Raw genomic sequence first — 24,664 nt, forward strand, 5'->3', positions numbered from 1 at the left:
GGTCCCGATCCTTTCACGGCCGGCCTTCCGGGACCGGCCCGAGTCCAGCAGGCGGGACACCCGTCCCGGGGGCCGGAACCCCGGTGGCGGCCCCGACGGGCGCGCCCGGCCCGCCCGGTGTCAGCCCACCCGGCCCGCGAGCGCCGCCTCGCCCGCCGCGCGCATCGCCGCCCGGGGCGCCGGGGAGCGCCCGGTCATCAGCTCGACCTGGAGAACGGCCTGGTGGACCAGGAGGTCCAGACCGCCGACCACCTTTCCGCCCCGGGCGGCCCAGGCCGCGGCCAGCGGAGTCGGCCAGGGCTCGTACAGCACGTCGAAGAGGGTGCCGGGCCGTTCGGGGACGTTCCCGGCCAGGGCGTCGGTGGTGCCCGCCGGCGTGGTGGCCACCACCAGGGGCGCGGCCAGGGCCTGCGGTGCCCGTGACCAGTCGGCGGCCACCACCGGCACTCCCAGCCGCTCGCCCCAGCCCCGCATCTCCGCGGCCCGCTCACGGCTGCGGACGTAGGCGGTGACCTCCCCGGTGCAGATCCGGGCGAGAGCGGCCAGCGCCGAGGACGCGGTGGCTCCGGCCCCGAGCACCGCGGCGCTCGGGACGCTTCCGACTCCGCGCTCGCGCAGGGCCGCGACCATGCCGGGGACGTCGGTGTTCTCGCCCAGCCGGCGGCCGTCGTCGGCGAGGACCACGGTGTTGACGGCCTCGATCGAGGCCGCGGTGTCGCCGATTCCGTCCAGCAGGGGGATGACGGCCCGCTTGAGGGGCATGGTCAGCGACAGCCCGGCCCAGTCGTCGCCGCTCCCCGCGATCTTCTCCAGGAACGGACCGATACCGTCCTCGTCCACTTCGAACCGGTCGTACGACCAGCCGTCCAGACCCAGCTCCGCGTACGCCGCCCGGTGGAGCACCGGGGAGAGGGAGTGGGCGATGGGCGAACCGAGGACCGCCGCCCGCCTCCCGGTCCCGGCGCCCTGGGGGCCCGCGCTCGTCGTACCGCTCACTGTTGGGCCTTCTCGTACTTCTCCACGTTCTTCTGGTGTTCCTTGTAGGTGTCGGAGAACACCGTGTTGTCCTCCGTGATCGATACGAAGTAGTACCAGCCGCCCTCGGCCGGTTCCACCGCCGCGTGCAGCGCCTCGGCGCCGGGGCTGTTGATCGGTCCCGGCGGCAGGCCCTTCTTGGCGTAGGTGTTGTACGGGTGGTCGAACTTCGCCATGGTGCTGGGCGAGGGTACGTCCAGGGTGTACTGGTTCTTGGCGTAGTTGTAGGTCGAGTCGAACTGGAGGTACCCGTTGGTCTCGGTGTTGTCCGGCTTCAGCCGGTTGTAGACGACACGGGCCACCTTCACGAAGTCGTGCTTGTACTTGCCCTCCGCCTGCACCAGGCTGGCGACGGTGAGCACCTCCATCGGCGACTCCAGGCCGAGGCGCTCCACGTGGCCCGCCAGGTCCGCCTTCTCGAACTCCCGCTCGGCCCGCTCCACCATCTTCTTGAGCAGGTCCTCGGGAGCGGTCTTCTCGCCCACCGTGTACTTGGCGGGGAAGAGGAAGCCCTCGGGGTTGCCGTCGGCCCACTCCGGCAGGCCGAGGTCGGTCTCCTCCGCCGTCTTCTCGGTGGTGCCCTCCTCCAGGCCGAGCTTCTCGTCGATCAGCGCGTAGATCTCCACGGCCCGTTTGCCCTCGGCGATGATCAGGGCGTTCTGGCTGGAGGGGTCGAGCATCATCTCGATGGCCGCCTCGGCGGACATCTCCTTGCGCAGCATGTAGACGCCGGCCTGGATGGTCTTCGCCTTGGCGTTGGCGTTGGACGCCTCGATGAACGCGTCCCGGCTCTTGACCACACCGGCCTTCTCCAGGATGGCGCCCATCTGCGCCAGGCTGCTGCCCTCGGGGATCTCGACCTGGGTCTCCCCCTTCCCCTCACCGGAGAAGTCCGGGGCGGCGGCGAAGTGGTCCTGGTAGAAGTCGTGGGCGAAGTAGCCGGCGACACCCACACCGCCCGCCAGCACGGCGAGGACGGTGAGGCAGGCCAGGCCGTTGCGGCCCTTTCCACTCCTCCCCCGGCGGCTCCGGCCGGAACGGCCGTCGTGCCCGGTGTGTCCGTCGTCCGAGTCGTCGTCCCCGTCGTCCGCGAAGAAGGCGTGCTCGCCCTGGTCCGGGCCCGGGTCCCAGCCGGTCTCCTCGTCCGGCTCGGGGCCGGAGTCCGGTTCGTCGCGGTGGCCCTGCTCCGGTCGTCGCGGTGTGTGCCGGCCGTACGGATCGTGCTCGTCGGGACGTTCGGGCGACTCCTCCTGCCGGTGAGGCGGCCCGTGCTGCCGGTGGCCGCCGTACGGGTCGCCGTACTGCTCCTGGTACTGGTGCTGTTGGTGCTGTTGGTGCCCACCGTCGTACGGGTCGGCCTGCTGCCGGTGGTCGCCGTACGGATCGTCGTACTGCTGGTACTGCTGGTGCTGCTGGTACTGCTGCTGGTGGCCGTAGGGGTCGGCGTACTGCCCCCCGCCGTACGGGTCGCCGTACTGCTCCTGGTACTGGTGCTGCTGCTGGTGGCCGTGGGGGTCGGCGTACTGTCCGTCCTGGGTGTCCCAGCCCTGTCCGTCGTGGGCGGAGGCCTGGGGAGCCTGGTACTGCTGGGGGTGCGGATCGTGTTGGGGGTGGTACTGCCCCTGCCCGCCGTAGGCGTCCTCCCAGCCCTCCTGCTGAGCCCCGTGCTGGGCTCCGTTCCATCCCCGGTCCCCGTAGAGGGGGTCGTCAGGGCGCCACGGTTCGGAGCCGGTGCCCCGGCCATACTCAGTCATCGGTCCCCTAGAGCCGCGAAACGGCAGACGGTTGCGGTACGCACGGGCGCCTGCGTCCGAAGAGCCGTATCCGCCGTACGGCTTGGTATTCGAACAGCGCCGTCCGGAACGGAACGTTACCGTACCGCTATCGGGCGACCGCCTCGACGCACTCCCCCGGGGGTTCACCGGACACCCGTTCGGTCTCCAGGGCACTCTGCAGGATGACCACGGCCGCTGCCTGGTCGATGCGGCCGCGTCCCTTCTTCGACGACACGCCCGAGGCACGCATGCTCTGGGCCGCCGTGACGGTGCTCATCCGCTCGTCCACCAGACGGACCGTCACCGGGGCGACGTCCCGAGCCAACTCCCGGGCGAAGGCCCGCACCCGGGTCGCGGCCGGGCCCTCGCGTCCGTTGAGGGAGCGCGGAAGCCCGACCACGACCTCCAGAGGCTCGTACTCGGCGACGAGTTCGACCAGCCGCCGGCGGGCGGCCGGGACATCGCGTCCCGGCACGGTCTCCACCGGGGTGGCCAGGAGCCCGTCGGGGTCGCAGGAGGCGACCCCGATCCGGGCGTCCCCGACGTCGACGGCGAGCCGCCTGCCGCGTCGCATCAGGAGGCCGCCGAGGACGCCGAGGACGCCGAGGACTCTGCCACCAGGCGCTCGACGGCGGCGACGGCGTCGTCGATCGCCTCCGGGTTCTGGCCGCCGCCCTGGGCCACGTCCGGCTTGCCGCCTCCGCCGCCGCCGAGGGTCTTGGCGGCGGCCCGGACCAGGTCGCCGGCCTTCAGCCCGCGGTCGCGGGCGGCGTCGTTGGCGGCGATGACGGTCAGCGGGCGACCGTTCGCCACCGTGAACAGGGCCACCACGGCGGGGCGGCCGCCCTGGATGCGGCCTCGCACGTCGAGGACGAGCCTGCGCAGGTCGTCGGCGGTCGTGCCGTCGGGCACCCGCCCCCCGACGAAGGCCACGCCGCGCACGTCACGGGCGGAGGAGGCCAGTTCCGCGGCGGCGGCCAGGACCTTCTCGGCGCGGAAGCGCTCGATCTCCTTCTCCGCCTCCTTGAGCCTGGTGAGCACCCCGGAGATCTTCTCCGGCAGCTCCTCGGGGCGGCCCTTGAGTAGATCGGTGAGCTGGGAGACCACCGTGTGCTCGCGGGCGAGGAAGGTGTAGGCGTCCACGCCGACCAGGGCCTCCACACGGCGCACGCCGGAGCCGATGGAGGACTCGCCCAACAGCTTCACCAGACCGAGCTGGGCGGTGTTGTGCACATGGGTGCCGCCGCACAGCTCCTTGGAGAAGTCGCCGATGGTCACCACGCGCACCCGGTCGCCGTACTTCTCGCCGAACTCGGCGATGGCGCCCTGCCGCTTGGCCTCGTCCATGCTCATCACCTCGGCGGTGACGTCGAGTTCGCGGGCGAGAACCTCGTTGATCTTCTGCTCGACGTCGGTGAGGACGGTGCCGGGCACGGCGGTCGGCGAGCCGAAGTCGAAGCGGAAGCGGCCCGGGGCGTTCTCGGAGCCGGCCTGGGCGGCCGTCGGGCCGAGCGCGTCGCGCAGCGCCTGGTGGGTGAGGTGGGTGGCGCTGTGGGCGCGGGCGATGGCCCGGCGGCGCGTGACGTCGATGGCGGCGTACGCCGAGGCCCCGACGGTGACCTCGCCGACCTGGACGGTGCCCTTGTGGACGGTGACGCCGGGCACCGGCTGCTGGACATCGCGGACCTCGATCACGGCGCCGTTGTCCAGGCGGATGCGGCCGGTGTCGGGCTGCTGGCCGCCGCCCTCGGCGTAGAACGGGGTGCGGTCGAGCACGACCTCGACGTCGTCGCCCTCGGAGGCGGCCGGCGCGGGCAGGCCGTTCACCAGCAGGCCGACGACGGAGGTCTCGCCCTCGGTGTCGGTGTAGCCGGTGAAGACGGTGGCCCCGGCGGTGTCGGCGACCTCGCGGTAGGAGCTCAGGTCGGCGTGGCCGGTCTTCTTGGCCCGCGCGTCGGCCTTGGCCCGCTCCCGCTGCTCCTTCATCAGGCGGCGGAAGCCGTCCTCGTCCACGGACAGGCCCTGCTCGGCGGCCATCTCCAGGGTGAGGTCGATGGGGAAGCCCCAGGTGTCGTGGAGCAGGAAGGCCTTCTCACCGGGCAGGACGGCTCCGCCGGCGGCCTTGGTCTCGGTGACGGCGGTGTCGAGGATGTTGGTGCCGGCCCTGAGGGTCTTGAGGAAGGCGGCCTCCTCGGCGAGCGCGACGGTCTCGACGCGCTGCCGGTCGGTGACCAGCTCCGGGTACTGCCGGCCCATCATGCCGATCACCACGTCGACCAGCTCGCCGACGACCGGTCCCTCGGCGCCCAGGATGCGCATGTTGCGGATGGCCCGGCGCATGATGCGGCGCAGCACGTAGCCGCGGCCCTCGTTGCCGGGGGTGACGCCGTCGCCGATGAGCATCACCGAGGTGCGCATGTGGTCGGCGACCACGCGCAGGGAGACGTCGCTGTCCTCGGCGTCGCCGTAGGCCACCCCGGTCAGCTCGCCGGCCTTGTCGATGACCGTGCGCAGGGTGTCGGTCTCGTACATGTTCCGCACGCCCTGCAGGATCATCGCCAGGCGCTCCAGACCGAGGCCGGTGTCGATGTTCTTGCTGGGCAGCTCGCCCAGGATCGGGTACTCCTTGCCCTCGCCCGGCCCGCGCTCGTACTGCATGAAGACCAGGTTCCAGATCTCCACGTAGCGCTCGTCGTTGACGGCCGGGCCGCCCTCGACGCCGAACTCCGGGCCGCGGTCGTAGTTGATCTCGGAGCAGGGGCCACAGGGACCGGGCACGCCCATGTCCCAGTAGTTCTCCTCCTTGCCCAGGCGCTGGATCCGCTCCGCGGGGACGCCCACGACGTCGCGCCAGATGCGCTCGGCCTCGTCGTCCTCCTCGTAGACGGTGATCCACAGCCGCTCCGGGGCCAGGCCGTAGCCGCCCTCGTCCCGCGAGGTGGTGAGCAGCTCCCAGGCGAGCTTGGCGGCCCCCTCCTTGAAGTAGTCGCCGAAGGAGAAGTTGCCGCACATCTGGAAGAAGGTGCCGTGCCGGGTGGTCTTGCCGACCTCCTCGATGTCGGGAGTGCGCACGCACTTCTGCACGCTGGTGGCGCGCTGGTACGGCGGGGTGGCCTCCCCCAGGAAGTACGGCTTGAAAGGCACCATGCCCGCCGGGACCAGCAGCAGCGTCGGGTCGTCCGCGATCAGCGACGCCGACGGCACGACGGTGTGCCCCCGCTCCTCGAAGAAGCGCAGCCAGCGGCGGCGGATTTCAGCCGACTCCATCAGTGGTCCTCATTCCGGTCGTACGGGTGGTTGGTGCCGAGTTCCCGGCGGGCCCGCGGCCCGGACGGGGTCCGGGGCACGGCCCGCGGCGGGAGCCCGGGGTGATCGGTGGCGGCGTCGAGGGGCACCGGGTCGCCGGAGGCCGTCAGCCCCAGCGCGTCGTTCAACTCGCTCTCCCGCTGCGCCATTCCGGCGCGGACGTCGAGGGCGAACTCCCGCAACCGGTGTCCGGTCTCCACGGCCTGCTCGGCCGCGCGGGCGGCGAGGCTCTCGGGGGCGAGGCTGCGCAGCTTGCGGTTGACCTTGGTGGTGGCCCAGACGCCGGCGGCGGCGCCCGCGCCGAACCAGAAGACACGGCGGAACACGGTCGATCAGTCCTTCCCGCCGCGGACGTCACGTCCGGCACGGCGTACGCGGGCCGACCGACGCGCGGCCGGCACGGAGCGGCCCCTCACGACGGTCCGCTTCGGGCGGGGCTCCTCGCTCCCGCGGCCGAGGGCGCGGCGCACGCCGTAGCCGAACGCCGCGACCTTCACCAGCGGACCGCCGAAGGCGGTGGAGACGGTGGAGGAGAGCGCCGAGGCGTTGGCCGTGACCTCCTGGACGTCGGCGGCGATGGCGTCGACGCGGTCCAGCCGGCTCTGCGCCGAGCGGACGGTCGCGGAGGCCTCGGTGAGGAGGGGGACCGCCTGCTCCGTCACGCCCGACACCAGTTTGGTCGCAGCCCTGAGCGTCTGCGCGAGCCTCGCCAGCACCACGGCGAGGAACGACACCAGGATCGCCCAGAAGACGGCCACCAGGAGGCCGGCCACCTCTCCACCGGACACGCTGCACCGCTTCCCTCGATCGGTCGTACGGGGGTAGGCCGCCGCGTCCTGGGACGCGCGAGGGGGCTTCGCCCACCGGTTCCACGGGTGCGACGGCGAATACCGACCTTATCGCGCCACGGGCCCCGTCCCGTACCGGATTCCCCCGCCGTCGGCGCCCCCGGGTCCCGCGCCGTCGCCGTGCCGGCCGGGAACGACGGCGGCCCTCCCCGCCGTCGGGCGGTGGAGGGCCGGAGCCGGAGGCCGGGCGTGCCGGGCGCCCCGCGCGGACGCGGGGTGCCTCAGCGCGCGTAGTACTCGACGACCAACTGTTCGTCGCAGATCACCGGGATCTCCTTGCGGTTCGGGTCCCGGTCCAGGCGGAACGCCAGCGCCTGGAGGTTGACCTGGAGGTAGCGCGGGGTCTCGCCGTCGGTCGCGTAACCGCCCTCACGGGCCACCTGGAAGGGGTACTTGGCGCGGCTGCGCTCGCGGACGGCCACCACGTCGTCCGGACGGACGCGGAAGGAGGGCTTGTCGACCTTGCGGCCGTTGACCTCGATGTGACCGTGCACGACCATCTGCCGGGCCTGGTAGATGGTGCGGGCGAGCCCCGAGCGCAGGACGAGCGCGTCCAGGCGGCGCTCCAGCTCGACGATCAGGGCCTCGCCGGTCTTGCCCTCGACCTTCCGGGCCCGCTCGTAGGCGCGGGCCATCTGGCGCTCGCTGATGTCGTACTGGGCGCGCAGCCGCTGCTTCTCCAGCAGTCGGACCTTGTAGTCGCTGTTCTGCTTGCGGCCCCGGCCGTGCTGCCCCGGCGGGTAGGGGCGCTGCTCGAAGTACTTGACGGCCTTCGGGGTCAGCGCGACGCCGAGCGCGCGCGACTTCTTCACCTTGGGACGCGACTGGTTCACGTTGAACGGACCTCCGTGTAATTTAGGTGAGCCTAACCTTAGCGGAGGAGAACGCATGTTTCGACCTGGGAGCCCCCTGCCCGGCGCCGGTTCCGCGCACGGTACCGGCGGTGAGGACGACCGCGGCGCCGGCGGGAACACGGAGGGCACGGGCAGGGGTCAGCCGCGTCCCGAGGAGGAATCGGACGTCCGGCGGCCCGAGGCCGCCGAGCGGTTGCGCACCCTCGTGGAGTCGAACGCGTCGGCCGCCCTGGTCATTCCCGGAGTCGACCGCCACGACCCGACTCCGGGGCAGGGAGCGCCCGAGGCCCGTGCCGTCACCTCCGGCGGCGACGTGGCCCTGCTGGTTCCGGCGGACTCCCCCGCCGCCCGGGCCACCGTCCACGCCCGGGGCGACGACCTCACGGCCGTGATGGAGATCACGGACGTCGCCCCCGTCGCCGTCCCCCACCGCATCCGGGGTCGGGCCCGCCTGGCGGGCTGGCTCACTCCCGTGACCGGTCGCGACCGGGCCGCCTGCGTCGAGCTGCTGGCCGAGCGACACCCGTCGGGGCCGTTCCCCGGTCCCGCGTGGACACTGCTGCGCCTGGAGCCGGCCGAGGGCTGGATCGACGACCTGTGGGGCGAGGGCTCGGTCGAGCCGGAGGAGTTCGCCGCCGCCTCGCCCGATCCGCTGGTCCGCCACGAGGCCGAACTCCTCCAGCACCTCGCGGCCGCCCACGGCGACCTGGTGCGCGGACTGTGCTCCCTGCTGGGCGAGCGCGAGCGGGCCTGCGGCTTCCGGGAGGGGGCGGTGCCGGTGGCGCTGGACCGGTTCGGTCTGCGGGTGCGGTTCCGCGCGGACGGTCGGAGCTTCGACGCGCGCTTCGACTTCCCCCGCCCGGTACGGGACGTCGCCGGGCTGCGCAGGGCGATCCACGCCCTGTTCGAGGCGGCGTCGACCGATTGACGGGGAACCCGAGGGGCCGGTGGGAGGAGATCGACCGGCCCGGGGCGGCTCACCGCTTCCCCGGCCGCTCCCCCTCCGCGCCGGGCTCTCCGGGCGGTTCCCCGCGCAGCCTGGCCCGCACCCGCTCGGCCACCTCGGCGTACCGGGCCTCCGCGCCGTAGCGCGTGGGCTCGTAGTAGCGCCTGCCGTGGACGCCGTCGGGTGCGTACTGCTGCGCGGCGATGCCGCCGGGCAGATCGTGCGGGTAGCGGTAGCCCTCGCCGTGGCCCACCTTCCGCGCCCCCTGGTAGTGGGTGTCGCGCAGGTGCGGGGGCACGGGGCCGGCCAGGCCCGCCCGTACGTCCGCCAGCGCCGCGTCGATCGCCAGGTAGGCGGCGTTGGACTTGGGCGCGAGAGCGAGGGCGACGGTGGCCTGGGCGAGGGTGATGCGCGCCTCGGGGAAGCCGATCATGGCCACCGCCTGCGCGGCGGCCACGGCCGTCTGCAGGGCGGTGGGGTCGGCCAGTCCGATGTCCTCGCTGGCGGAGATCATCAGCCGCCGGGCGATGAACCGCGGGTCCTCCCCCGCCTCGATCATCCGGGCCAGGTAGTGCAGGGCCGCGTCCACGTCCGAGCCGCGGATGGACTTGATGAGGGCGCTGGTCACGTCGTAGTGCTGGTCGCCGTCACGGTCGTACTTGACCGCGGCCCGGTCGACGGCCCCCTCCAGCGTCTCCAGGGTGATCGTCTCCTCACCCTTGTCCAGGGCGGCGCCCGCGCCCGCTTCCAGGGCGGTCAACGCCCGGCGCGCGTCTCCCCCGGCGATCCGCAGCAGATGGGCCTCGGCGTCCTCGGGCAGGCTCACCCGACCGCCCAGACCGCGTTCGTCGGCGACGGCCCGGCGCAGCAACCCCCGCAGGTCCTCGTCGGTCAGCGGCTCCAGGGTGAGCAGCAGCGAGCGGGAGAGCAGCGGGGAGATCACCGAGAAGTACGGGTTCTCCGTCGTCGCCGCGATCAGCGTCACCCAGCGGTTCTCCACGGCCGGCAGCAGGGAGTCCTGCTGGGCCTTGCTGAAACGGTGGATCTCGTCCAGGAAGAGAACGGTGTCCTTGCCGTAGGCGCCCGAGGAACGGCGTGCGCCGTCGATGACGGACCGCACCTCCTTCACCCCCGCGGTGATCGCCGACAGCTCCGTGAAGCGCTTGTCGGTGGCCTGGCTGACGACGTGCGCCAGGGTCGTCTTGCCGGTGCCCGGCGGCCCCCACAGGATCACCGACGACGGGCCGGCCGGGCCCTTGCCCCCCTCGCCGACCAGGCGGCGCAGCGGGGAGCCGGGGCGCAGCAGGTGCCGTTGGCCGACGACCTCGTCCAGGGTGCGCGGGCGCATCCGGACCGCCAGCGGCCTGCCGGCGGGCTCCTTCTCCCGACGTTCCTCTGCGGCGGCGGTGAACAGGTCCTCTTCCACGTGTCGCAACCCTAGGCCACGCCACCGACACCCGGCAGCCGCCCCACGGCGCCCCCCGTCGGACGGGAGACGGCGACGGGCCGCCCCGCGGGTGCGGGGCGGCCCGTCGCGGCCGGGTGGCGGAAACCGTCGGTCAGCTCGTCCAGAAGCTCCACCAGCGGGTCAGGATCAGCATGCCGATGATGCCGATGTGAACCGTCGGAACCACCCAGTGGAACTCGGCCACCCCGTTGCGGAGCCAGGACGGAGCGGGCAGGAAACCGTTGCGGATGTTGCGGAACGTCGTGTACCAGAACATCAGCAGCGTGGCGAGCCAGGCGAGGTTGCACCACAGGCACAGCGCGCCGATGTTGTACAGCGACTGGTACATCAGCCAGGTGCAGAAGCCGACGCCGAAGAGCATCCCGGCGTTCATCGTCAGCCAGTACCAGCGCGGGAAGCTCGCCCCCGCCAACAGGCTCATCCCGACACAGACGACGATCCCGTAGGTGACCAGGCCGAGCACGGGGTTGGGGAAGCCGAACACCTCGGCCTGCGCGCTCTCCATCACGTCGCCGCAGGAGACGATCGGGTTCAGGTCGCACGCCATGTCCAGCGTGTCACCGACGAGCTTCGCCTCGAGCAGCCTGATCTTGTCGACCGTGATCACCCAGGAGGCGAGCACCCCGGCCAGACCGGTGATCACCAACAACAGGGCGTAGGCGCGGCCGGCGCCCACGGCACCACGTCGTACGGGCGCGTCCTCGTCGGTGCGTGCCTGGTCGTCTCGTGGTGCCGTGGTCATCGTCATGGCGGTCATCCCGTCGTCTCGGGTGGGGTTTTCATTCTGCACAACACCCAACGAGTCAGGCGAGCTTCCGTCGCAGTTCCGCCACCACCTGGTCCAGCGGCACCGGACTCTGCTCTCCGCTGTCGAGGTCCTTGACCTGCGCGACGCCCTCGGCCAGGTCGCGTTCCCCCGCCACCACCGCGTAGGCGGCGCCGGAGCGGTTGGCCGACTTCATGGCGTTCTTCAGCCCCTTGCCGCCGTAGGCGAAGTCCGTCGCGACCCCCTGCCGGCGCAGCTCGGTCACCACGCCGAACAGCGCCCGCCGCGCCTGCTCGCCCAGCGGCACGGCGAACACCTGGGTGCGCGAGGGCGACGGGATCTCGACGCCCTCGGCCCGCAGGGCCAGCACCGTGCGGTCCACGCCCAGCGCCCAGCCGACGGACGGCAGCGGGGGGCCGCCGAGCATCTCCGACAGGCCGTCGTAACGACCGCCGCCGCCGACCGCGGACTGCGAGCCGAGCCCGTCGTGGACGAACTCGAAGGTGGTGCGGGTGTAGTAGTCCAGGCCGCGCACCAACTTCTCGTCGTCCTCGAAGACCACGCCGGCCGCCGTCAGCAGCTCGCGCACCTGCTCGTGGTACTCCTTGCACGCCTCGCACAGGTGGTCGGGCATCATCGGGGCGCCGACGAGCTGCTTCCGGACGGCCTCGCGCTTGTCGTCCAGCACCCGCAGCGGGTTGATCTCGATCCGGGCGCGGGTGGCCTCGTCCAGGTCCAGACCGCGCAGGAACTCCTGGAGCCGGGCGCGGTAGGCGGGCCGGCACTCGCGGTCACCCAGGGAGTTCAGCAGCAACCGGACGTTCCGCAGGCCCAGCGAGCGGTAGGCGTCCACGGCCAGGACGATCAGCTCGGCGTCCAGGGCCGGGTCCTCGGCGCCCAGCGCCTCCGCCCCGACCTGCGAGAAGTGCCGGTAGCGCCCGGCCTGGGGACGCTCGTAGCGGTACTGCGAACCGGAGTACCACACCTTGATCGGCAGGGCGCCGCGGTGCAGGTTGTGCTCCAGCACGGCGCGGACGACGGGCGCGGTGCCCTCGGGCCGCAGGGCCAACCGGCTGCCGCCCTTGGTGGTGAGGGTGTACATCTCCTTGGTCACGATGTCCGTGGACTCGCCCACGCCGCGGGCGAACAGCTCCACGTTCTCGAAACCGGGGGTCTCGATGTAGCCGTAGCCGGAGCGCTTCAGCGGTGCGGCGATCGCCTCCCGCACCGCCAGGTACTCGGCGGACTCCGGCGGGATCAGGTCGTAGGTGCCCCTGGGGGCGGAAAAAGTGCTCACGTCTTCTTCGTCGTCACATTCCTCGTCGCGGGGCGGCGGTGCCACCCTCCGCCCGGAGCGGACCGTCGGCGGCCACCTCCCGCAGGAACGGGTTGGTGGCGCGCTCGCGGCCGATGGTGGTCTGGGGGCCGTGGCCGGACAGCACCACGGTCGAGTCGTCCAGGGGCAGGCACACGCGTGCCAGCGACCGCAGGATCTCGGCGTGGTCACCGCCGGGCAGGTCGGTGCGTCCGATGGAGCCGGCGAACAGCAGGTCGCCCGAGAACAGCACCGACGGCACGTCGGACCGCTCGGGCATCCGGAAGGTCACCGACCCCCTGGTATGGCCCGGGGCGTGCGAGACGGTCAGCTCCAGCCCCGCGAGGGAGAGCGGAGCGCCGTCGGACAGCTCACGGACGTCGTCGGGCTCGCCGATGGTGAGTTCGCCCATCAGCGGCTGCCCGATGGAGCGCCCGAGCCACTTCTCCGGGTCGCTCATCATCTCCCTGTCCTCGGGGTGGATCCAGGCGGGCACGTCGTGCGCGCCGCACACCGGGACCACGGAGGCGACGTGGTCGATGTGGCCGTGGGTGAGGAGGACGGCGACGGGCTTGAGGCGGTGTTTGGCGATGGCCTCCTCGACGCCCTCGGCGGCCCGATGGCCCGGATCGATGATCACGCACTCCTCGCCGGCGGCGGGGGCGACCAGGTAGCAGTTGGTCCCCCAGGCCCCGGCGGGGAACCCGGCAATGAGCACGTTCGTCCTTCGGTCGTCCGGCTGGAAGTTCGCGGCCGTCACACGGCTGCCGACCGCCGCCAAGAGCCTACCGGCGACGCGGCGGGGCCCGCGAACCCGTATCCCGTATACGGTACGGCCCAGGCCTTGGCACACGTGTGCGCACACACGCCCAGGACATCCGAGGGAAGCAGAAGGAGACGACCCGTGGTCAGCAGTGAGCAGCGGCGCAAGCAGCTCGCCCGCGAGAAGTACCTGCGGCAGCAGAGGCGGCGGGCCGAGGCACGGCGCAAGGCCCGGATCCGCAACGTGGCCGTCGCGGGCGGTCTGGCGCTGGTGCTGGCGGCCGGAGGCGCCTACGCGGCCGTGGGCGGACTGTCCGGAGACGAGGGGAAGAACGCCAACGCCTCGGCGGAGCCGTCGGCCTCCGCGACCGGCAAGGCACCCGACCCCTGCGAGAAGCCGGCGGAGGGCGAGCCGAACGGCAAGCAGTGGGAGAAGGAACCGAAGATGTCGATCGACACCTCGGCCACCTACACCATGACGCTGGAGACCACCTGCGGCGACATCGAGATCGAGATGGACGCCGCCAAGGCGCCGCGCACGGTGAACTCCTTCGAGTTCCTGGCGGGCGAGGGCTTCCTGGACCACACCAAGTGCCACCGCCTGGTCACCGAGGGCATCCACGTGCTGCAGTGCGGCGACCCGACCGCCACCGGCACCGGCGGCCCCGGCTACCGGTTCGAGGACGAGAACCTCAAGGACCCCAGGCTCAAGGGCGGCGTCTACCCGGCGGGCACGGTGGCCATGGCCAACTCGGGCCCGGACACCAACGGCAGCCAGTTCTTCCTGGTCTACGAGGACAGCGAGCTGTCCCCGGACTACACCCCCTTCGGCACCATCACCAAGGGCATGGACGTCCTGAAGGAGATCGCCGAGGCCGGCTCGACGATGGACCCGCAGACCGGCAGCACCGCGCCGAACGCGACCGTCGTGATCGAGAAGGCGACCGTGCGCGAGAAGTGACGGACCGGGCCGCACCGGTCACGCCCTCGCCGCCCGCGTCCGCGCCCGCGATTTCGGTCGACGGGAATGCGGACAGGGCGGGCACCGGTCGCCTATGTTGGGCGTTGTGTAGGGTGCCTGCGCCGGCGGCCCGGCAAAACCCCTGGTCGGCCAACGGAGCCGGCCCGACCGGCCGGCTTCGACGTCGGCCGGATGACAACTGTGGACGACGCCCGGGAGCACACGCCTCCCGCCGGCGTCATGTGGAGGAGGCGCTGTGAGCAGCGACCCGTGGGGCCGCGTCGATGAGACGGGAACCGTTTACGTGCGTACCGCCGACGGCGAGAGGGTCGTCGGATCGTGGCAGGCAGGCTCCCCCGACGAGGCCCTCGCCTACTTCGAGCGCAAGTACGACGGCCTGGTCGTGGAGATCGACCTCCTTGAGCGCCGGGTGAGGACCACCGACCTGTCGGCCAAGGACGCCATGGCGGCCGTCGACCACCTGCGCCGGCAGGTCGACGAGGCGCACGCGGTGGGTGATCTGGAAGCCCTGGGCAGGCGGCTGGACCAGCTCACCGAGCTGATCGAGGCCCGCCGCGAGGAGCGCAGGGCGGCCCGGGCGCGCCAGGCCGAGGAGGCCCGCAAGGCCAAGGAGGAGCTGGTCGCCGAGGCCGAGGAGCTGGCCGGCAGCGACCAGTGGCGGGCGGCCGGTGAACGGCTGCGCGCGCTGGTGGACACCTGGAAGGGCCTGCCGAGGCTCGACCGCAAGTCCGACGACGAGCTGTGGCACCGTTTCTCGCACGCCCGGTCCGCGTTCTCCAAGCGCCGCAAGGCCCACTTCGCCTCGTTGGACGCGCAGCGCGAGGAGGCCCGGCGGCGCAAGGAGAAGCTGGTCGCCGAGGCCGAGGCGCTGGCCGGTTCGACGGACTGGGGCCCCACCGCCGCCCGGTACCGCGAGCTGATGCAGGAATGGAAGGCCGCGGGTCGTGCCCAGCGCGAGCACGAGGAGGACCTGTGGCAGCGCTTCCGCGGTGCCCAGGACGTCTTCTTCGCGGCCCGCAGCGAGGTGTTCGCCGAGCGGGACGCCGAACAGCGGGAGAACCTGACCCGCAAGGAGGAGCTGGCCGCCGAGGCGGAGAAGCTCCTGCCCGTCACCGACCTCAAGGCGGCCCGGGCGGCCTTCCGCGCGATCAACGAGCGCTGGGACGCCATCGGTCACGTGCCGCGGGACGCCCGGGCGCGGATCGAGGGCCGGATGCACGCGGTGGAGCGGGCCATCCAGGAGGCCGAGGAGGCCGAGTGGCGCCGCACCAACCCCGAGGTCCGGGCCCGGGCCGAGGGGCTGACCGGCCAGCTCCAGGACGCGGTGGACAAGCTCCGCGGACAGATCGACAAGGCCCGCGCGGCCGGCAACACCGCCAAGGCGGAGAAGTTGGAGAAGGAGCTCGCCGGCCGTCAGGCCCTGCTGGACCAGGCGCTCAGGGGCCTGCAGGAGTTCGGCGGCTGACCGCCGCCCCGTCCGACCCGTACCTCCTCCCCCCACGCGTTCCCTCCCGCGGCTCCGGCCGCGGGAGGGAACGCGTGTGTCCGCCGGTGGCTACGGGCGGCGGGCCGAGGTGACGCGGTAGACGTCGTAGACGCCCTCCACCCCGCGCACCGCCTTCAGCACGTGCCCCAGGTGCTTGGGATCGCCCATCTCGAAGGTGAAGCGGGAGGTGGCCACCCGGTCCCGTGAGGTCTGGACGGCCGCGGAGAGGATGTTGACGTGCTGGTCGGACAGCACGCGGGTGACGTCCGACAGCAGCCGGGAGCGGTCCAGCGCCTCCACCTGGATGGCGACCAGGAAGACCGAGGACTGGGTGGGCGCCCACTCCACGTCCAGGATGCGTTCCGGCTCGCGGGAGAGGGAGTCGACGTTGACGCAGTCGGCGCGGTGGACGGACACCCCGTTGCCGCGGGTGACGAAACCGATGATCGGGTCGCCGGGCACCGGTGTGCAGCACCGGGCCAGCTTGACCCAGACGTCGTCCACACCCTTGACGACCACCCCCGGGTCGGAGCCGGTGCGCCGCTTGGCGCGCTTGCGCAGGGGCGGGGAGGTCTCGGCGATGTCCTCGTTGGCCGCCTCCTCGCCGCCGATGGCCTGGATCAGTTTCTGGGCGATGTTCTGCGCGGAGACGTGCCCCTCGCCGATCGCGGCGTAGAGCGCCGAGATGTCGGGGTAGCGCATCTCGTGGGCGAGGGTGACCAGCCAGTCGCCGGTCAGGATGCGCTGGATCGGCAGGTTCTGCTTGCGCATGGCCCGCACGATGGCGTCCTTGCCCTGCTCGATGGCCTCCTCGCGGCGCTCCTTGGAGAACCAGGCGCGGATCTTGTTGCGGGCGCGCGGCGACTTGACGAAGCTCAGCCAGTCGCGGGACGGGCCGGCGCCGGCCGACTTGGAGGTGAAGACCTCGACCAGGTCGCCGTTGTCGAGGGTGGACTCCAGCGGCACCAGCCGGCCGTTGACCCGCGCGCCGATGGTGCGGTGGCCGACCTCGGTGTGGACCGCGTAGGCGAAGTCCACCGGGGTGGCGCCCGCCGGGAGCGCTATCACGTCGCCCTTGGGCGTGAAGACGAAGACCTCGTTGCGGGAGAGGTCGAAGCGGAGCGACTCCAGGAACTCGCCCGGATCCTCGGTCTCCTTCTGCCAGTCCAGCAGTTGCCGCAGCCACGCCATGTCGTTGACGGCGTCGCCCTTCTTCGCCGCCGGGTCGGTGCGGACCTTGGAGGCACCGGCGACGGCCTCCTGCTTGTACTTCCAGTGCGCGGCGATGCCGTACTCGGCGCGGCGGTGCATGTCGTAGGTGCGGATCTGCAGCTCGACCGGCTTGCCGCCCGGTCCGATGACCGTCGTGTGCAGCGACTGGTACATGTTGAACTTGGGCATCGCGATGTAGTCCTTGAACCGCCCCGGCACCGGGTTCCACCGGGCGTGGACGGTCCCCAGCGCCGCGTAGCAGTCACGGACGGTGTCGACCAGGACGCGGATGCCCACCAGGTCGTAGATCTCGGCGAAGTCGCGGCCCCGCACGATCATCTTCTGGTAGACGCTGTAGTAGTGCTTGGGGCGGCCGGTGACGGTCGCCTTGATGCGGGCGCCGCGCAGATCGGCCTGGACCTCGTCGATGACGGTCGCCAGGTACTCGTCGCGCTTGGGGGCGCGCTCGGCCACCAGCCGGACGATCTCGTCGTACATCTTGGGGTAGAGGATCGCGAAGGCGAGGTCCTCCAGCTCCCACTTGATGGTGTTCATGCCCAGGCGGTGGGCGAGGGGCGCGTAGATCTCCAGGGTCTCGCGGGCCTTCTGCTCCTGCTTCTCCCGCTTGAGGTAGCGCATGGTGCGCATGTTGTGCAGGCGGTCGGCGAGCTTGATGACCAGCACCCGCGGGTCCTTGGCCATGGCGACGACCATCTTGCGGACCGTCTCGGCCTGCGCCGCCTCACCGAACTTGACCTTGTCCAGCTTGGTGACGCCGTCCACCAGCAGGGCCACCTGGTCGCCGAAGTCGCGGCGCAGGGTGTCCAGGCCGTACTCGGTGTCCTCGACCGTGTCGTGCAGCAGGCCTGCCATCAGGGTGGCCGGGTCCATGCCCAGCTCGGCGAGGATGGTGGTGACGGCCAGCGGGTGGGTGATGTACGGGTCGCCGCTCTTGCGCTTCTGCCCGCGGTGCCAGCGCTCGGCCACCTGGTAGGCGCGCTCGATCTGGCGCAGGGTGGCGGTGTCGGCCTTGGGGTCGTTGCCCCGCACGATCCGCAGCAGCGGCTCCAGGACGGGGTTGTACGGACTGGAGCGCTGGACGCCGAGGCGGGCCAGTCGGGCGCGGACCCGGTTGGACGAGCCGGAGCGGCCCGAGACGCCGGAGACGCCGCGCGTGGCCGACGCCTTCTCCCGCTGGGCCTCCCGCTGGTTCGTCTCCTCGCGTTTGCCGCCGGGCGGCGCGGAGGAGCCCGGCCGGGCCTGCGAGGCGGTGGGAGGCGACGGCTTCGGACTGCCGCCGCGTTTCCCGGCCGCCGCGCGATTCGCCCCGGCGGACTTCGCCGCCTGCCCGGCGTCCTGGTGCTGTGCTGCGGTGAGCGGCTGGGCCTCGTCTGGCAAGGGCAACTCCTCGGTGGGCCCCCTCCTCGCCGGTGGCGGGGGAAGAGGGAGGTTCCGGCTCCGGAAACCGGCCGGACTGCCATGGTATCCATCCGTCCCCCGGAACGGGCCGGGCGTGCGCCGGGGGCGCCGTGGTGGTGTCCTGCCCCTGGCAGGGTGGCACGGCCAAGGGCCCGGACGCGACGGAAGCGGAGCTTCCGGTACGTCGCCGGCCGCCCGGAGCGGTCCCGCCCCGCAACCGACCGGCCCCGCGGCGGGGCGCCGCGGGGCCGGTCGTCGTAGCGGGGCGACGGTCGGACGGCGATCAGACGGTGATCAACACATCCAGTGGAGCACCGCCCAGCTCGGCCTCCAGCCTGGTCCGGCCGGGCAGGAAGCCCAGCTCCATCAGAACCGCCACTCCGGCGACCTGCGCGCCGGCGCGGCGGATGAGGCGCAGCGCCGCCTCGGCGGTGCCGCCGGTGGCCAGCACGTCGTCGATCACCAGCACCCGGTCCCCGGGGTCGAGGTCCTCGGCGTGGATCTCGATTTCGGCGCCGCCGTACTCCAGCTCGTACGCCTGCGACAGGGTGGCGCCGGGCAGCTTGCCCGCCTTGCGGACGGGGACGAAGCCGATGCCCGCGCGCACCGCCACCGGCGCGGCCAGGATGAAGCCGCGCGCCTCCAGGCCCACCACCTTGGTCGCGCCGCGCTCCTCGGCGAGACCGGCCAGCGCGTCGGTGAGGGCGGTGAAGGCCTCCGGGTCCGCCAGCAGCGGAGTGATGTCCTTGAACAGCACCCCCGGCTTGGGGTGGTCGGGCACGTCCCGGATCTTGCCGAGCAGCAGGTTCCGCAGGGCCTCGGAACCGACGGTCAGGGGAGTCATCGGATCACCGCCGCCGTCCCGACGGGCGTTCCCGCCCCTGGCCCCGGTCGCCGGACTCCGGAGCGCGAGGGGCCGTGACGGATCCGGCGGGCGCCGTGCCGGCGGTCACCGGTTCGGCGTCCCCCGCGTTCCCCTCGGCACCCTCGCCACCGGCTCCGTCGGCCCCCTTGGCCCGCTTGGCCAGTACCTTGCGGTCGTGGGCCCGCACCTCCGGGTCCCGCAGCCTGAGGTCCGCCAGGACGGGGGTGGCGATGAAGATGGAGGAGAACGTACCGGCGGTGAGACCGATGAACAGCGACAGGGAGATGTCCTTCAGCATGCCGCCGCCCAGCAGGCCGGTGCCGATGAACAGCAGCCCGGCCACCGGCAGCAGCGCCACCACGGAGGTGTTGACCGAACGGACCACCGTGGCGTTGATGCCGAGGTTGGCCAGCTCGCCGTAGGTGTACCGGGACTGCTTGGCGAGGTTCTGCGTCTTCTCCTTGACCTTGTCGAAGACCACCACCGTGTCGTACAGCGAGTAGCTGAGGATCGTCAGGATGCCGACGACCGTGCCGGGGGTCACCTCGAAGCCGACGATGGCGTAGACGCCGATGGTGACCACCAGGTCGTGCGCCAGGGCGGCCATGGCCCCCACGGCCATCCGCCACTCGAAGGCGATGGCCAGGTAGACGCTGACCAGCACCAGGAAGACGGCCAGGCCCTGGACGGCCTTGCTGCTCATCTGGTCGCCCCAACTGGGGCCCACCAGTTCGGTGTCGAGTTCCTGGGTCTCCAGGCCGAGCTCCTCGGCCAGGGCGGCCCGGGTCTCCTCGGACTCCTCGTTGTCCAGGCCGGTCACCTGGATGCGCAGCGCGCCGCTGCCCAGCTCCTGGACGCGGGGCTCCGTGCCGGAGACGTCCAGGGCCGTCTGGCGGGCCTCCGCCACGGACATCGTGGTGGGCGGGGTGGTGAAGACCGCTCCGCCCTGGAACTCGATGCCCATGTACAGGCCGCGGACCCCCAGGCCGACCAGGGAGATCAGCATCAGCGCCAGGGTGACTCCGTACCAGAGCCTCCGTCTGCCGATGAAGTCGTAACTGGCCTCTCCCCGGTAGAGCTTGCCACCGAGATCACCGAGTCGTGACATCTCAGGCCTCCTTCGGTTCGGCGGGGGCGACGGCGGTACGACGACCGCGGTGCAGCGGCGGGGTCACCCCGAGCCTCTTGGGGTCGAGGCCGGACCAGGGATGGCCACTGGTGAAGAGCTTCCGACCGGCCATGATCGTCATCAGCGGCTTGGTGAGCAGGAAGACGATGGCCAGGTCCAGGGCCGTCGTCAGGCCGAGCACGAAGGCGAAGCCCTGCACCGACCCCACCGAGACGATGAACAGCACGATCGCGGCGATGATCGAGACGACGTCGGAGACCAGGATGGTCCGCCGGGCGCTCGGCCACGCCCGTTCGAACGCGGCCCGGATGCTGCGGCCCTCGCGGACCTCGTCCCTGATCCGCTCGAAGTAGACGATGAAGGAGTCCGCGGTGATGCCGATGGCCACGATGGCGCCGCAGACGGCCGGGAGGCTCAGCGCGAAGCCGATGGCCGGGCCGAGCAGGGTCATGACCACGTAGGTGAGGATCGCCGCGGACACCAGGCTGGCCACCGCGACCAGGGCGAGCACCCGGTAGTAGAAGACCAGGTAGACCACGACGAGCGCCAGGCCGATGGCACCGGCGATCAGACCCGCCTTGAGCTGTTCCCAGCCGAGCGTGGGCGAGATCGTGGTCACGTTGCTCTCCTCGAAGGAGAGCGGCAGGGCGCCGTAGGACAGGATGTTGGCCAGCTCGTCGGCGGACTCCTGGGTGAAGCTGCCGGAGATCTCCGCGTTGCCGCCGCCCAGGCGCTCGGAGACGCGCGGGGCGGAGACGACCTCGCCGTCCAGCACGATCGCGAACTGGTTGCGCGGCTCGACCTGGGTGGAGAGCTCCTCGGTGATGTCGGCGAACTTCTTCGCGCCGTCGGAGTCGAACTCCATGGTCACGACCCACCCCTGACCGCGCTGGTCGTCGAAGAGGGCCTGGGCGTCGGTGACGTCGGTGCCGGGAACGGCGACGGCCCCGAGCGCGTACTTGAACTGGCCGGACTCGTCACAGGCGACCACGGACTCGGAGTTCTCGGCCTGCGCGGCCTCCTGGGCGACCCCGGCGCGGCCTTCGGCCGTGGTGCAGTCCGCCGCGTCCAGCTTCTTCTGGAGGGCGGCCGGGATGCCGGCGTCCTGGGCCGGGGCGTCCTCGGACGGCTCCGGTTCGGCCTCCTCACCGCCGGAGGCGGAGGGCTCGGGCGTCTCCGAGGCGTCGGCCAGCAGTCCCTCCGTGACGGCCCGCCCCTGGGTGGAGGCGCTGGGGGAGGCGTCGGCGGAGGGCTCCTCGGCCTCCTCGCCGTCCCGTGCCTCCTCGCCGTCCGCGTCGGCCTCGGCCGACGGGCTCGCCGAGGTCGACGGGCTCGCCGAGGGCTCGGAGGTCGCCGGGGTGCCGGGCGCGAAGGTCAGCACCGGGCGGAAGGCGAGCTGGGCGGTGGTGCCGACCTGCTCGCGCGCCTGCTTCTCGTCGGTTCCCCGCGGGATGTTGACGACGATGTTCTCGGCGCCCTCGGTCCTCACCTCGGCCTCGGAGACGCCCAGACCGTTGACCCGCCGCTCGATGATGGAGACGGCGGTGTTCATGTTGGTCTCGTTGATCGCCTCTTCCTTGCCCGGCTGGGCCTTGGCCGTGAGCGTGATGCTGGTGCCACCGGCGAGGTCGATGCCCAGACGGGGCGTGGTGTGCCCGGAGACGAACATCACCCCGGTGAGCGCCACCATGGCCACCAGGATGGCCGCCAGCGGACGCCATGGACGCCCCTGGGCGCTCCGTGGTCTACGGCCTTTCTTCGGTGCTGCCACCTTCTCGTATCTCCCTGTCCGACCGCCCGCGCACGAGTGATCGCCGCGCGGCGCGCGAGGTTGTGGTGAGGACGTGCGTCGCCGCCGAGCCGTCGGGCCCGGCGGCGGAGCGACTCACTGGGAGTCGCTGTCACCGTTCCGCTTGGCGTCCTTGGGCTCCGCGTCGTCGGCGGAGGCGCCGTCGGCCTTGCTCAGGTCGGTCTTGCCCTCGGTCCCGGCCGCGGTGGCGCCGCCGGAGGTCAGCGAGGAGGCGTCGTCCGGGACGACGGGGGAGTCCTCGTCCGGGTTCGGGTCGCCGTTGACGATGCCCTCGTACTCGTCGCCCTCCAGCACGGCGCCGACGGCGTTCTTGGCGTAGACGGCGTGCACGCCCGGCGCGACCTCCAGCACGACCGTGTCGGAGCGGACCTCCTTCACCAACGCGTACATGCCGCCGATGGTGCGGACACCGGTGCCCGGCTGCATCTGGTCGCGCATCTGCATGGCCTGCTGCTGCTTCTTCTTGGCCGAGCGCGTCATCAGGAACATGGCCCCGATGAGGATGATGAAGGGGAGGAAGAATGCGATATCCACGGCGGAAGGTTTCCTTCGCACGACCGCTGGGGAGCGGCCTGTGTATTCGGGGGTGTGGTCATGCCGTCCGGGACGGAAGGCGTCGGCGGAGTCTAAGCGAGCCCGCGCCTGGGAACAACGTCAAGCATCGCACTCGGGTTCCGTCAACGGCGAGTTCGCGCGCCGTCAGGCTCCGAAGAGACCGGGTTGCCCCGGTCCGCCCGGGCCCGCGGCCGGTGGCTGCTGTGGCGGGGTGAGTCCCAGGTGGACCCATGCGGCGGGGGTGGCGATCCGGCCCCGTGGAGTACGGGCCAACAGTCCCTCGCGGACGAGGAACGGCTCGGCCACCTCCTCCACCGTCTCGCGCTCCTCCCCCACCGCCACGGCCAGGGTGGACAGGCCCACCGGCCCACCGCCGAAGAGCCTGAGCAGGGCGTCGAGCACGGCCCGGTCCAGCCGGTCCAGACCGCGGTCGTCCACCTCGTAGACCGCCAGCGCCCGAGCGGCGATCTCACGGGTGATCACACCATCGGCCCTGACCTGGGCGTAGTCGCGCACCCGACGCAGCAACCGGTTGGCGATGCGGGGGGTGCCGCGGGAGCGACCGGCGATCTCGGCGGCGCCCTCGGTGTCTATCGTGACGTCCAGCAGCCGGGCGGAGCGGTGGATCACCCGCTCCAGCTCGGCCGGCTCGTAGAACTCCATGTGCGCGGTGAAGCCGAAGCGGTCGCGCAGCGGCGGGGGCAGCAGACCGGCCCGCGTGGTGGCGCCGACCAGGGTGAAGGGCGGCAGCTCCAGCGGGATGGCGGTGGCGCCGGGCCCCTTGCCGACGATGACGTCGACCCGGAAGTCCTCCATCGCCATGTAGAGCATCTCCTCGGCGGGCCGGGACATCCGGTGGATCTCGTCGAGGAAGAGGACCTCGCCCTCGGTGAGGGAGGACAGGATCGCCGCCAGGTCCCCGGCGTGCTGGATGGCCGGTCCGGAGGTGATCCGTATCGGAGCGCCCATCTCGGCGGCGATGATCATGGACAGGGTGGTCTTCCCCAGACCGGGAGCGCCGGAGAGCAGAACGTGGTCGGCGGTGGCGCCGCGGGCGCGGGCGGCGCGCAGCACCAGGTCGAGCTGCTCGCGCACCTTGGTCTGGCCGACGAACTCCGCCAGGTCCTTGGGGCGCAGGGCCGCCTCGACGGCGCTGTCCTCGCCGTCCGCGGTGGCGCCGACCAGGCGCTCGGCGGAACCGTTCGCGTGGTGGTCGCCACCGGTCACCGCGATCGCCTCCCCTCGCCGATCACCGAACCGCCGGAAGGGAAGGAGTCGTCGGGGCGGGCGGTCGACCGGCGTGGGGTCCGATCCCGCACCGGCGGGGCGGAACGGACGGGTGCCCGGGACGGGGAGCGGGTGGGGTGGGCGTGCGACGTCATGGGTGATCTCTCGTCGGTCCGGCGCCGGACGCGCCGCCCGCGACATCCGTCTGCGGTGCCCGGGGGCGGCGCGGCACGGCTCAGCGTGCGCGGTTCAGGGTCTGCAGGGCGGCTCTCAGAAGTTGGGGCACCGGTACCCGGCCGCCGTCGGCCAACGCCGCCTCCGCCTGCGGGGTGACGGCCGAGACCGCGTCCTCGGCCTCCCGGGGGGCGTAGCCGAGGCCGACCAGAGCGGCGTGCAACTGCTCGCGCCAGCCGGGCTCCGCGGTGGCGGGGCCCGTGGCACGCCCGACTCCGACGGCGCCCACCGGTTCGCCCAGACGGTCCTTCAGCTCCAGCAGCAGCTTCTGGGCGCCCTTCTTGCCGATGCCGGGAACGGCCGTGAGGGCCTTCTCGTCGCCGGTGGCGACGGCCGTCCGGAGCGCGTCGGGACTGTGCACGGCGAGCATGGCCTGGGCCAGTCGGGGGCCGACCCCGCTGGCCGTCTGGAGCAGTTCGAAGACCTGCCGCTCGTCGTCGTCGGCGAAGCCGTACAGGGTGAGGGAGTCCTCCCGGACCACCAGCGAGGTGGCCAGGCGGGCCCGCTCACCGACCCGCAGGTGGGCGAGGGTGCCCGGGGTGCAGTGGACGGCCATGCCGACACCGCCGACCTCGATCACGGCGGTGTCCGGGGTGAGGGTCGCCACCGGCCCGGAGACGAAAGCGATCATCGGGTGTCCTCGGAGGTGCTGCGTGCGGCGGAGGGAGCG

At 72.2% G+C, this 24,664-nt stretch carries 21 protein-coding genes; 3 read left to right on the forward strand and 18 right to left on the reverse strand.

The features are described 5' to 3' along the window. Positions 1-120 precede the first annotated feature (120 nt). The 7 genes from F0L17_RS03370 to rpsD form a co-directional block, all read right to left on the reverse strand. Positions 121-996 carry a shikimate dehydrogenase gene (locus F0L17_RS03370; RefSeq protein ID WP_162465727.1) on the reverse strand — a complete coding sequence of 292 codons (876 nt, stop codon included), beginning with the start codon at positions 994-996 and terminating at the stop codon, positions 121-123. Further along, the gene (mltG, locus tag F0L17_RS03375) at positions 993-2,789 is read right to left on the reverse strand and encodes an endolytic transglycosylase MltG (protein WP_155069902.1); all 1,797 of its coding nucleotides are present in this window, start codon (positions 2,787-2,789) and stop codon (positions 993-995) included. Before mltG ends, F0L17_RS03370 begins: the two co-directional genes overlap by 4 nt. A 127-nt stretch (positions 2,790-2,916) precedes the next feature. Continuing rightward, on the reverse strand, positions 2,917-3,384 hold the full coding sequence (gene ruvX, locus F0L17_RS03380) for a Holliday junction resolvase RuvX (RefSeq protein WP_155069903.1): 468 nt from the start codon (positions 3,382-3,384) through the stop codon (positions 2,917-2,919). After that, on the reverse strand, positions 3,384-6,077 hold the full coding sequence (gene alaS / locus F0L17_RS03385; protein ID WP_155069904.1) for an alanine--tRNA ligase: 2,694 nt from the start codon (positions 6,075-6,077) through the stop codon (positions 3,384-3,386). The genes ruvX and alaS overlap by 1 nt, the downstream gene beginning before the upstream one ends. After that, positions 6,077-6,442, reverse strand: coding sequence for a DUF6167 family protein (locus F0L17_RS03390; RefSeq protein ID WP_162465728.1), 366 nt, complete (start codon positions 6,440-6,442; stop codon positions 6,077-6,079). Before F0L17_RS03390 ends, alaS begins: the two co-directional genes overlap by 1 nt. Positions 6,443-6,448: 6 nt before the next feature. Next, complete coding sequence (locus F0L17_RS03395) at positions 6,449-6,904, reverse strand: DUF948 domain-containing protein (protein ID WP_162465729.1); 456 nt, start codon at positions 6,902-6,904, stop codon at positions 6,449-6,451. A 281-nt stretch (positions 6,905-7,185) separates the two neighbouring features. Beyond that, positions 7,186-7,797, reverse strand: a complete 612-nt coding sequence (gene rpsD / locus F0L17_RS03400) for a 30S ribosomal protein S4 (protein WP_338017935.1) — start codon at positions 7,795-7,797, stop codon at positions 7,186-7,188. Between the two features lie 55 nt (positions 7,798-7,852). Here rpsD and F0L17_RS03405 point away from each other — a divergent pair, with 55 nt between their 5' ends. Then, positions 7,853-8,746, forward strand: a complete 894-nt coding sequence (locus tag F0L17_RS03405; protein ID WP_420802371.1) for a DUF2470 domain-containing protein — start codon at positions 7,853-7,855, stop codon at positions 8,744-8,746. Positions 8,747-8,795: 49 nt separating this feature from the next. Here F0L17_RS03405 and F0L17_RS03410 read toward each other — a convergent pair whose 3' ends face one another. From F0L17_RS03410 to F0L17_RS03425, 4 genes are all read right to left on the reverse strand, one after another. After that, positions 8,796-10,190 (reverse strand): AAA family ATPase, encoded by a 1,395-nt coding sequence (locus F0L17_RS03410; RefSeq protein ID WP_162465730.1) that lies wholly within the window; start codon positions 10,188-10,190, stop codon positions 8,796-8,798. 133 nt (positions 10,191-10,323) lie between these two features. Continuing rightward, positions 10,324-10,980 carry a vitamin K epoxide reductase family protein gene (locus F0L17_RS03415; protein WP_155069907.1) on the reverse strand — a complete coding sequence of 219 codons (657 nt, stop codon included), beginning with the start codon at positions 10,978-10,980 and terminating at the stop codon, positions 10,324-10,326. A 55-nt stretch (positions 10,981-11,035) separates the two neighbouring features. Then, entirely contained in the window at positions 11,036-12,295 is a 1,260-nt protein-coding gene (gene hisS, locus F0L17_RS03420; RefSeq protein WP_162465731.1) for a histidine--tRNA ligase, read from the reverse strand. Positions 12,296-12,308: 13 nt separating this feature from the next. Further along, on the reverse strand, positions 12,309-13,031 hold the full coding sequence (locus F0L17_RS03425; RefSeq protein WP_162465732.1) for an MBL fold metallo-hydrolase: 723 nt from the start codon (positions 13,029-13,031) through the stop codon (positions 12,309-12,311). Positions 13,032-13,217: 186 nt separating this feature from the next. On the opposite strand from F0L17_RS03425, the gene F0L17_RS03430 reads away from it, so the two are divergent. Next, a complete protein-coding gene (locus F0L17_RS03430; protein WP_162465733.1) occupies positions 13,218-14,036 on the forward strand; it encodes a peptidylprolyl isomerase in 819 nt (272 codons plus the stop codon). A 256-nt stretch (positions 14,037-14,292) separates the two neighbouring features. Continuing rightward, a complete protein-coding gene (locus F0L17_RS03435; RefSeq protein WP_162465734.1) occupies positions 14,293-15,522 on the forward strand; it encodes a DUF349 domain-containing protein in 1,230 nt (409 codons plus the stop codon). A 90-nt stretch (positions 15,523-15,612) separates the two neighbouring features. Here F0L17_RS03435 and F0L17_RS03440 read toward each other — a convergent pair whose 3' ends face one another. From F0L17_RS03440 to ruvA, 7 genes are all read right to left on the reverse strand, one after another. Then, the gene (locus F0L17_RS03440) at positions 15,613-18,153 is read right to left on the reverse strand and encodes a RelA/SpoT family protein (RefSeq protein ID WP_155069911.1); all 2,541 of its coding nucleotides are present in this window, start codon (positions 18,151-18,153) and stop codon (positions 15,613-15,615) included. 304 nt (positions 18,154-18,457) lie between these two features. Continuing rightward, complete coding sequence (locus tag F0L17_RS03445; RefSeq protein WP_155069912.1) at positions 18,458-19,018, reverse strand: adenine phosphoribosyltransferase; 561 nt, start codon at positions 19,016-19,018, stop codon at positions 18,458-18,460. A gap of 4 nt (positions 19,019-19,022) precedes the next feature. Next, positions 19,023-20,147, reverse strand: a complete 1,125-nt coding sequence (gene secF, locus F0L17_RS03450) for a protein translocase subunit SecF (RefSeq protein ID WP_155069913.1) — start codon at positions 20,145-20,147, stop codon at positions 19,023-19,025. Between the two features lies 1 nt (position 20,148). Beyond that, complete coding sequence (gene secD, locus F0L17_RS03455; protein ID WP_162465735.1) at positions 20,149-21,939, reverse strand: protein translocase subunit SecD; 1,791 nt, start codon at positions 21,937-21,939, stop codon at positions 20,149-20,151. Between the two features lie 114 nt (positions 21,940-22,053). Beyond that, entirely contained in the window at positions 22,054-22,512 is a 459-nt protein-coding gene (yajC, locus tag F0L17_RS03460; RefSeq protein WP_162465736.1) for a preprotein translocase subunit YajC, read from the reverse strand. Between the two features lie 165 nt (positions 22,513-22,677). Continuing rightward, positions 22,678-23,760 (reverse strand): Holliday junction branch migration DNA helicase RuvB, encoded by a 1,083-nt coding sequence (gene ruvB, locus F0L17_RS03465; protein WP_162465737.1) that lies wholly within the window; start codon positions 23,758-23,760, stop codon positions 22,678-22,680. A gap of 235 nt (positions 23,761-23,995) precedes the next feature. Further along, a complete protein-coding gene (gene ruvA, locus F0L17_RS03470) occupies positions 23,996-24,625 on the reverse strand; it encodes a Holliday junction branch migration protein RuvA (protein ID WP_155069914.1) in 630 nt (209 codons plus the stop codon). Between the last annotated feature and the right edge of the window lie 39 nt (positions 24,626-24,664).

This window comes from Streptomyces taklimakanensis, from assembly GCF_009709575.1.
GTDB lineage: Bacteria > Actinomycetota > Actinomycetes > Streptomycetales > Streptomycetaceae > Streptomyces > Streptomyces taklimakanensis.

Excerpts from the sequence above, each read along its gene's own strand:
- mltG (WP_155069902.1), bottom strand. The coding sequence starts at position 2,789 with ATGACTGAGTATGGCCGGGGCACCGGCTCCGAACCGTGGCGCCCTGAC.
- ruvX (WP_155069903.1), bottom strand. The coding sequence starts at position 3,384 with ATGCGACGCGGCAGGCGGCTCGCCGTCGACGTCGGGGACGCCCGGATC.
- alaS (WP_155069904.1), bottom strand. The coding sequence starts at position 6,077 with ATGGAGTCGGCTGAAATCCGCCGCCGCTGGCTGCGCTTCTTCGAGGAG.
- F0L17_RS03405 (WP_420802371.1), top strand. The coding sequence starts at position 7,853 with ATGTTTCGACCTGGGAGCCCCCTGCCCGGCGCCGGTTCCGCGCACGGT.
- F0L17_RS03415 (WP_155069907.1), bottom strand. The coding sequence starts at position 10,980 with ATGACGATGACCACGGCACCACGAGACGACCAGGCACGCACCGACGAG.
- F0L17_RS03445 (WP_155069912.1), bottom strand. The coding sequence starts at position 19,018 with ATGACTCCCCTGACCGTCGGTTCCGAGGCCCTGCGGAACCTGCTGCTC.
- secF (WP_155069913.1), bottom strand. The coding sequence starts at position 20,147 with ATGTCACGACTCGGTGATCTCGGTGGCAAGCTCTACCGGGGAGAGGCC.
- ruvA (WP_155069914.1), bottom strand. The coding sequence starts at position 24,625 with ATGATCGCTTTCGTCTCCGGGCCGGTGGCGACCCTCACCCCGGACACC.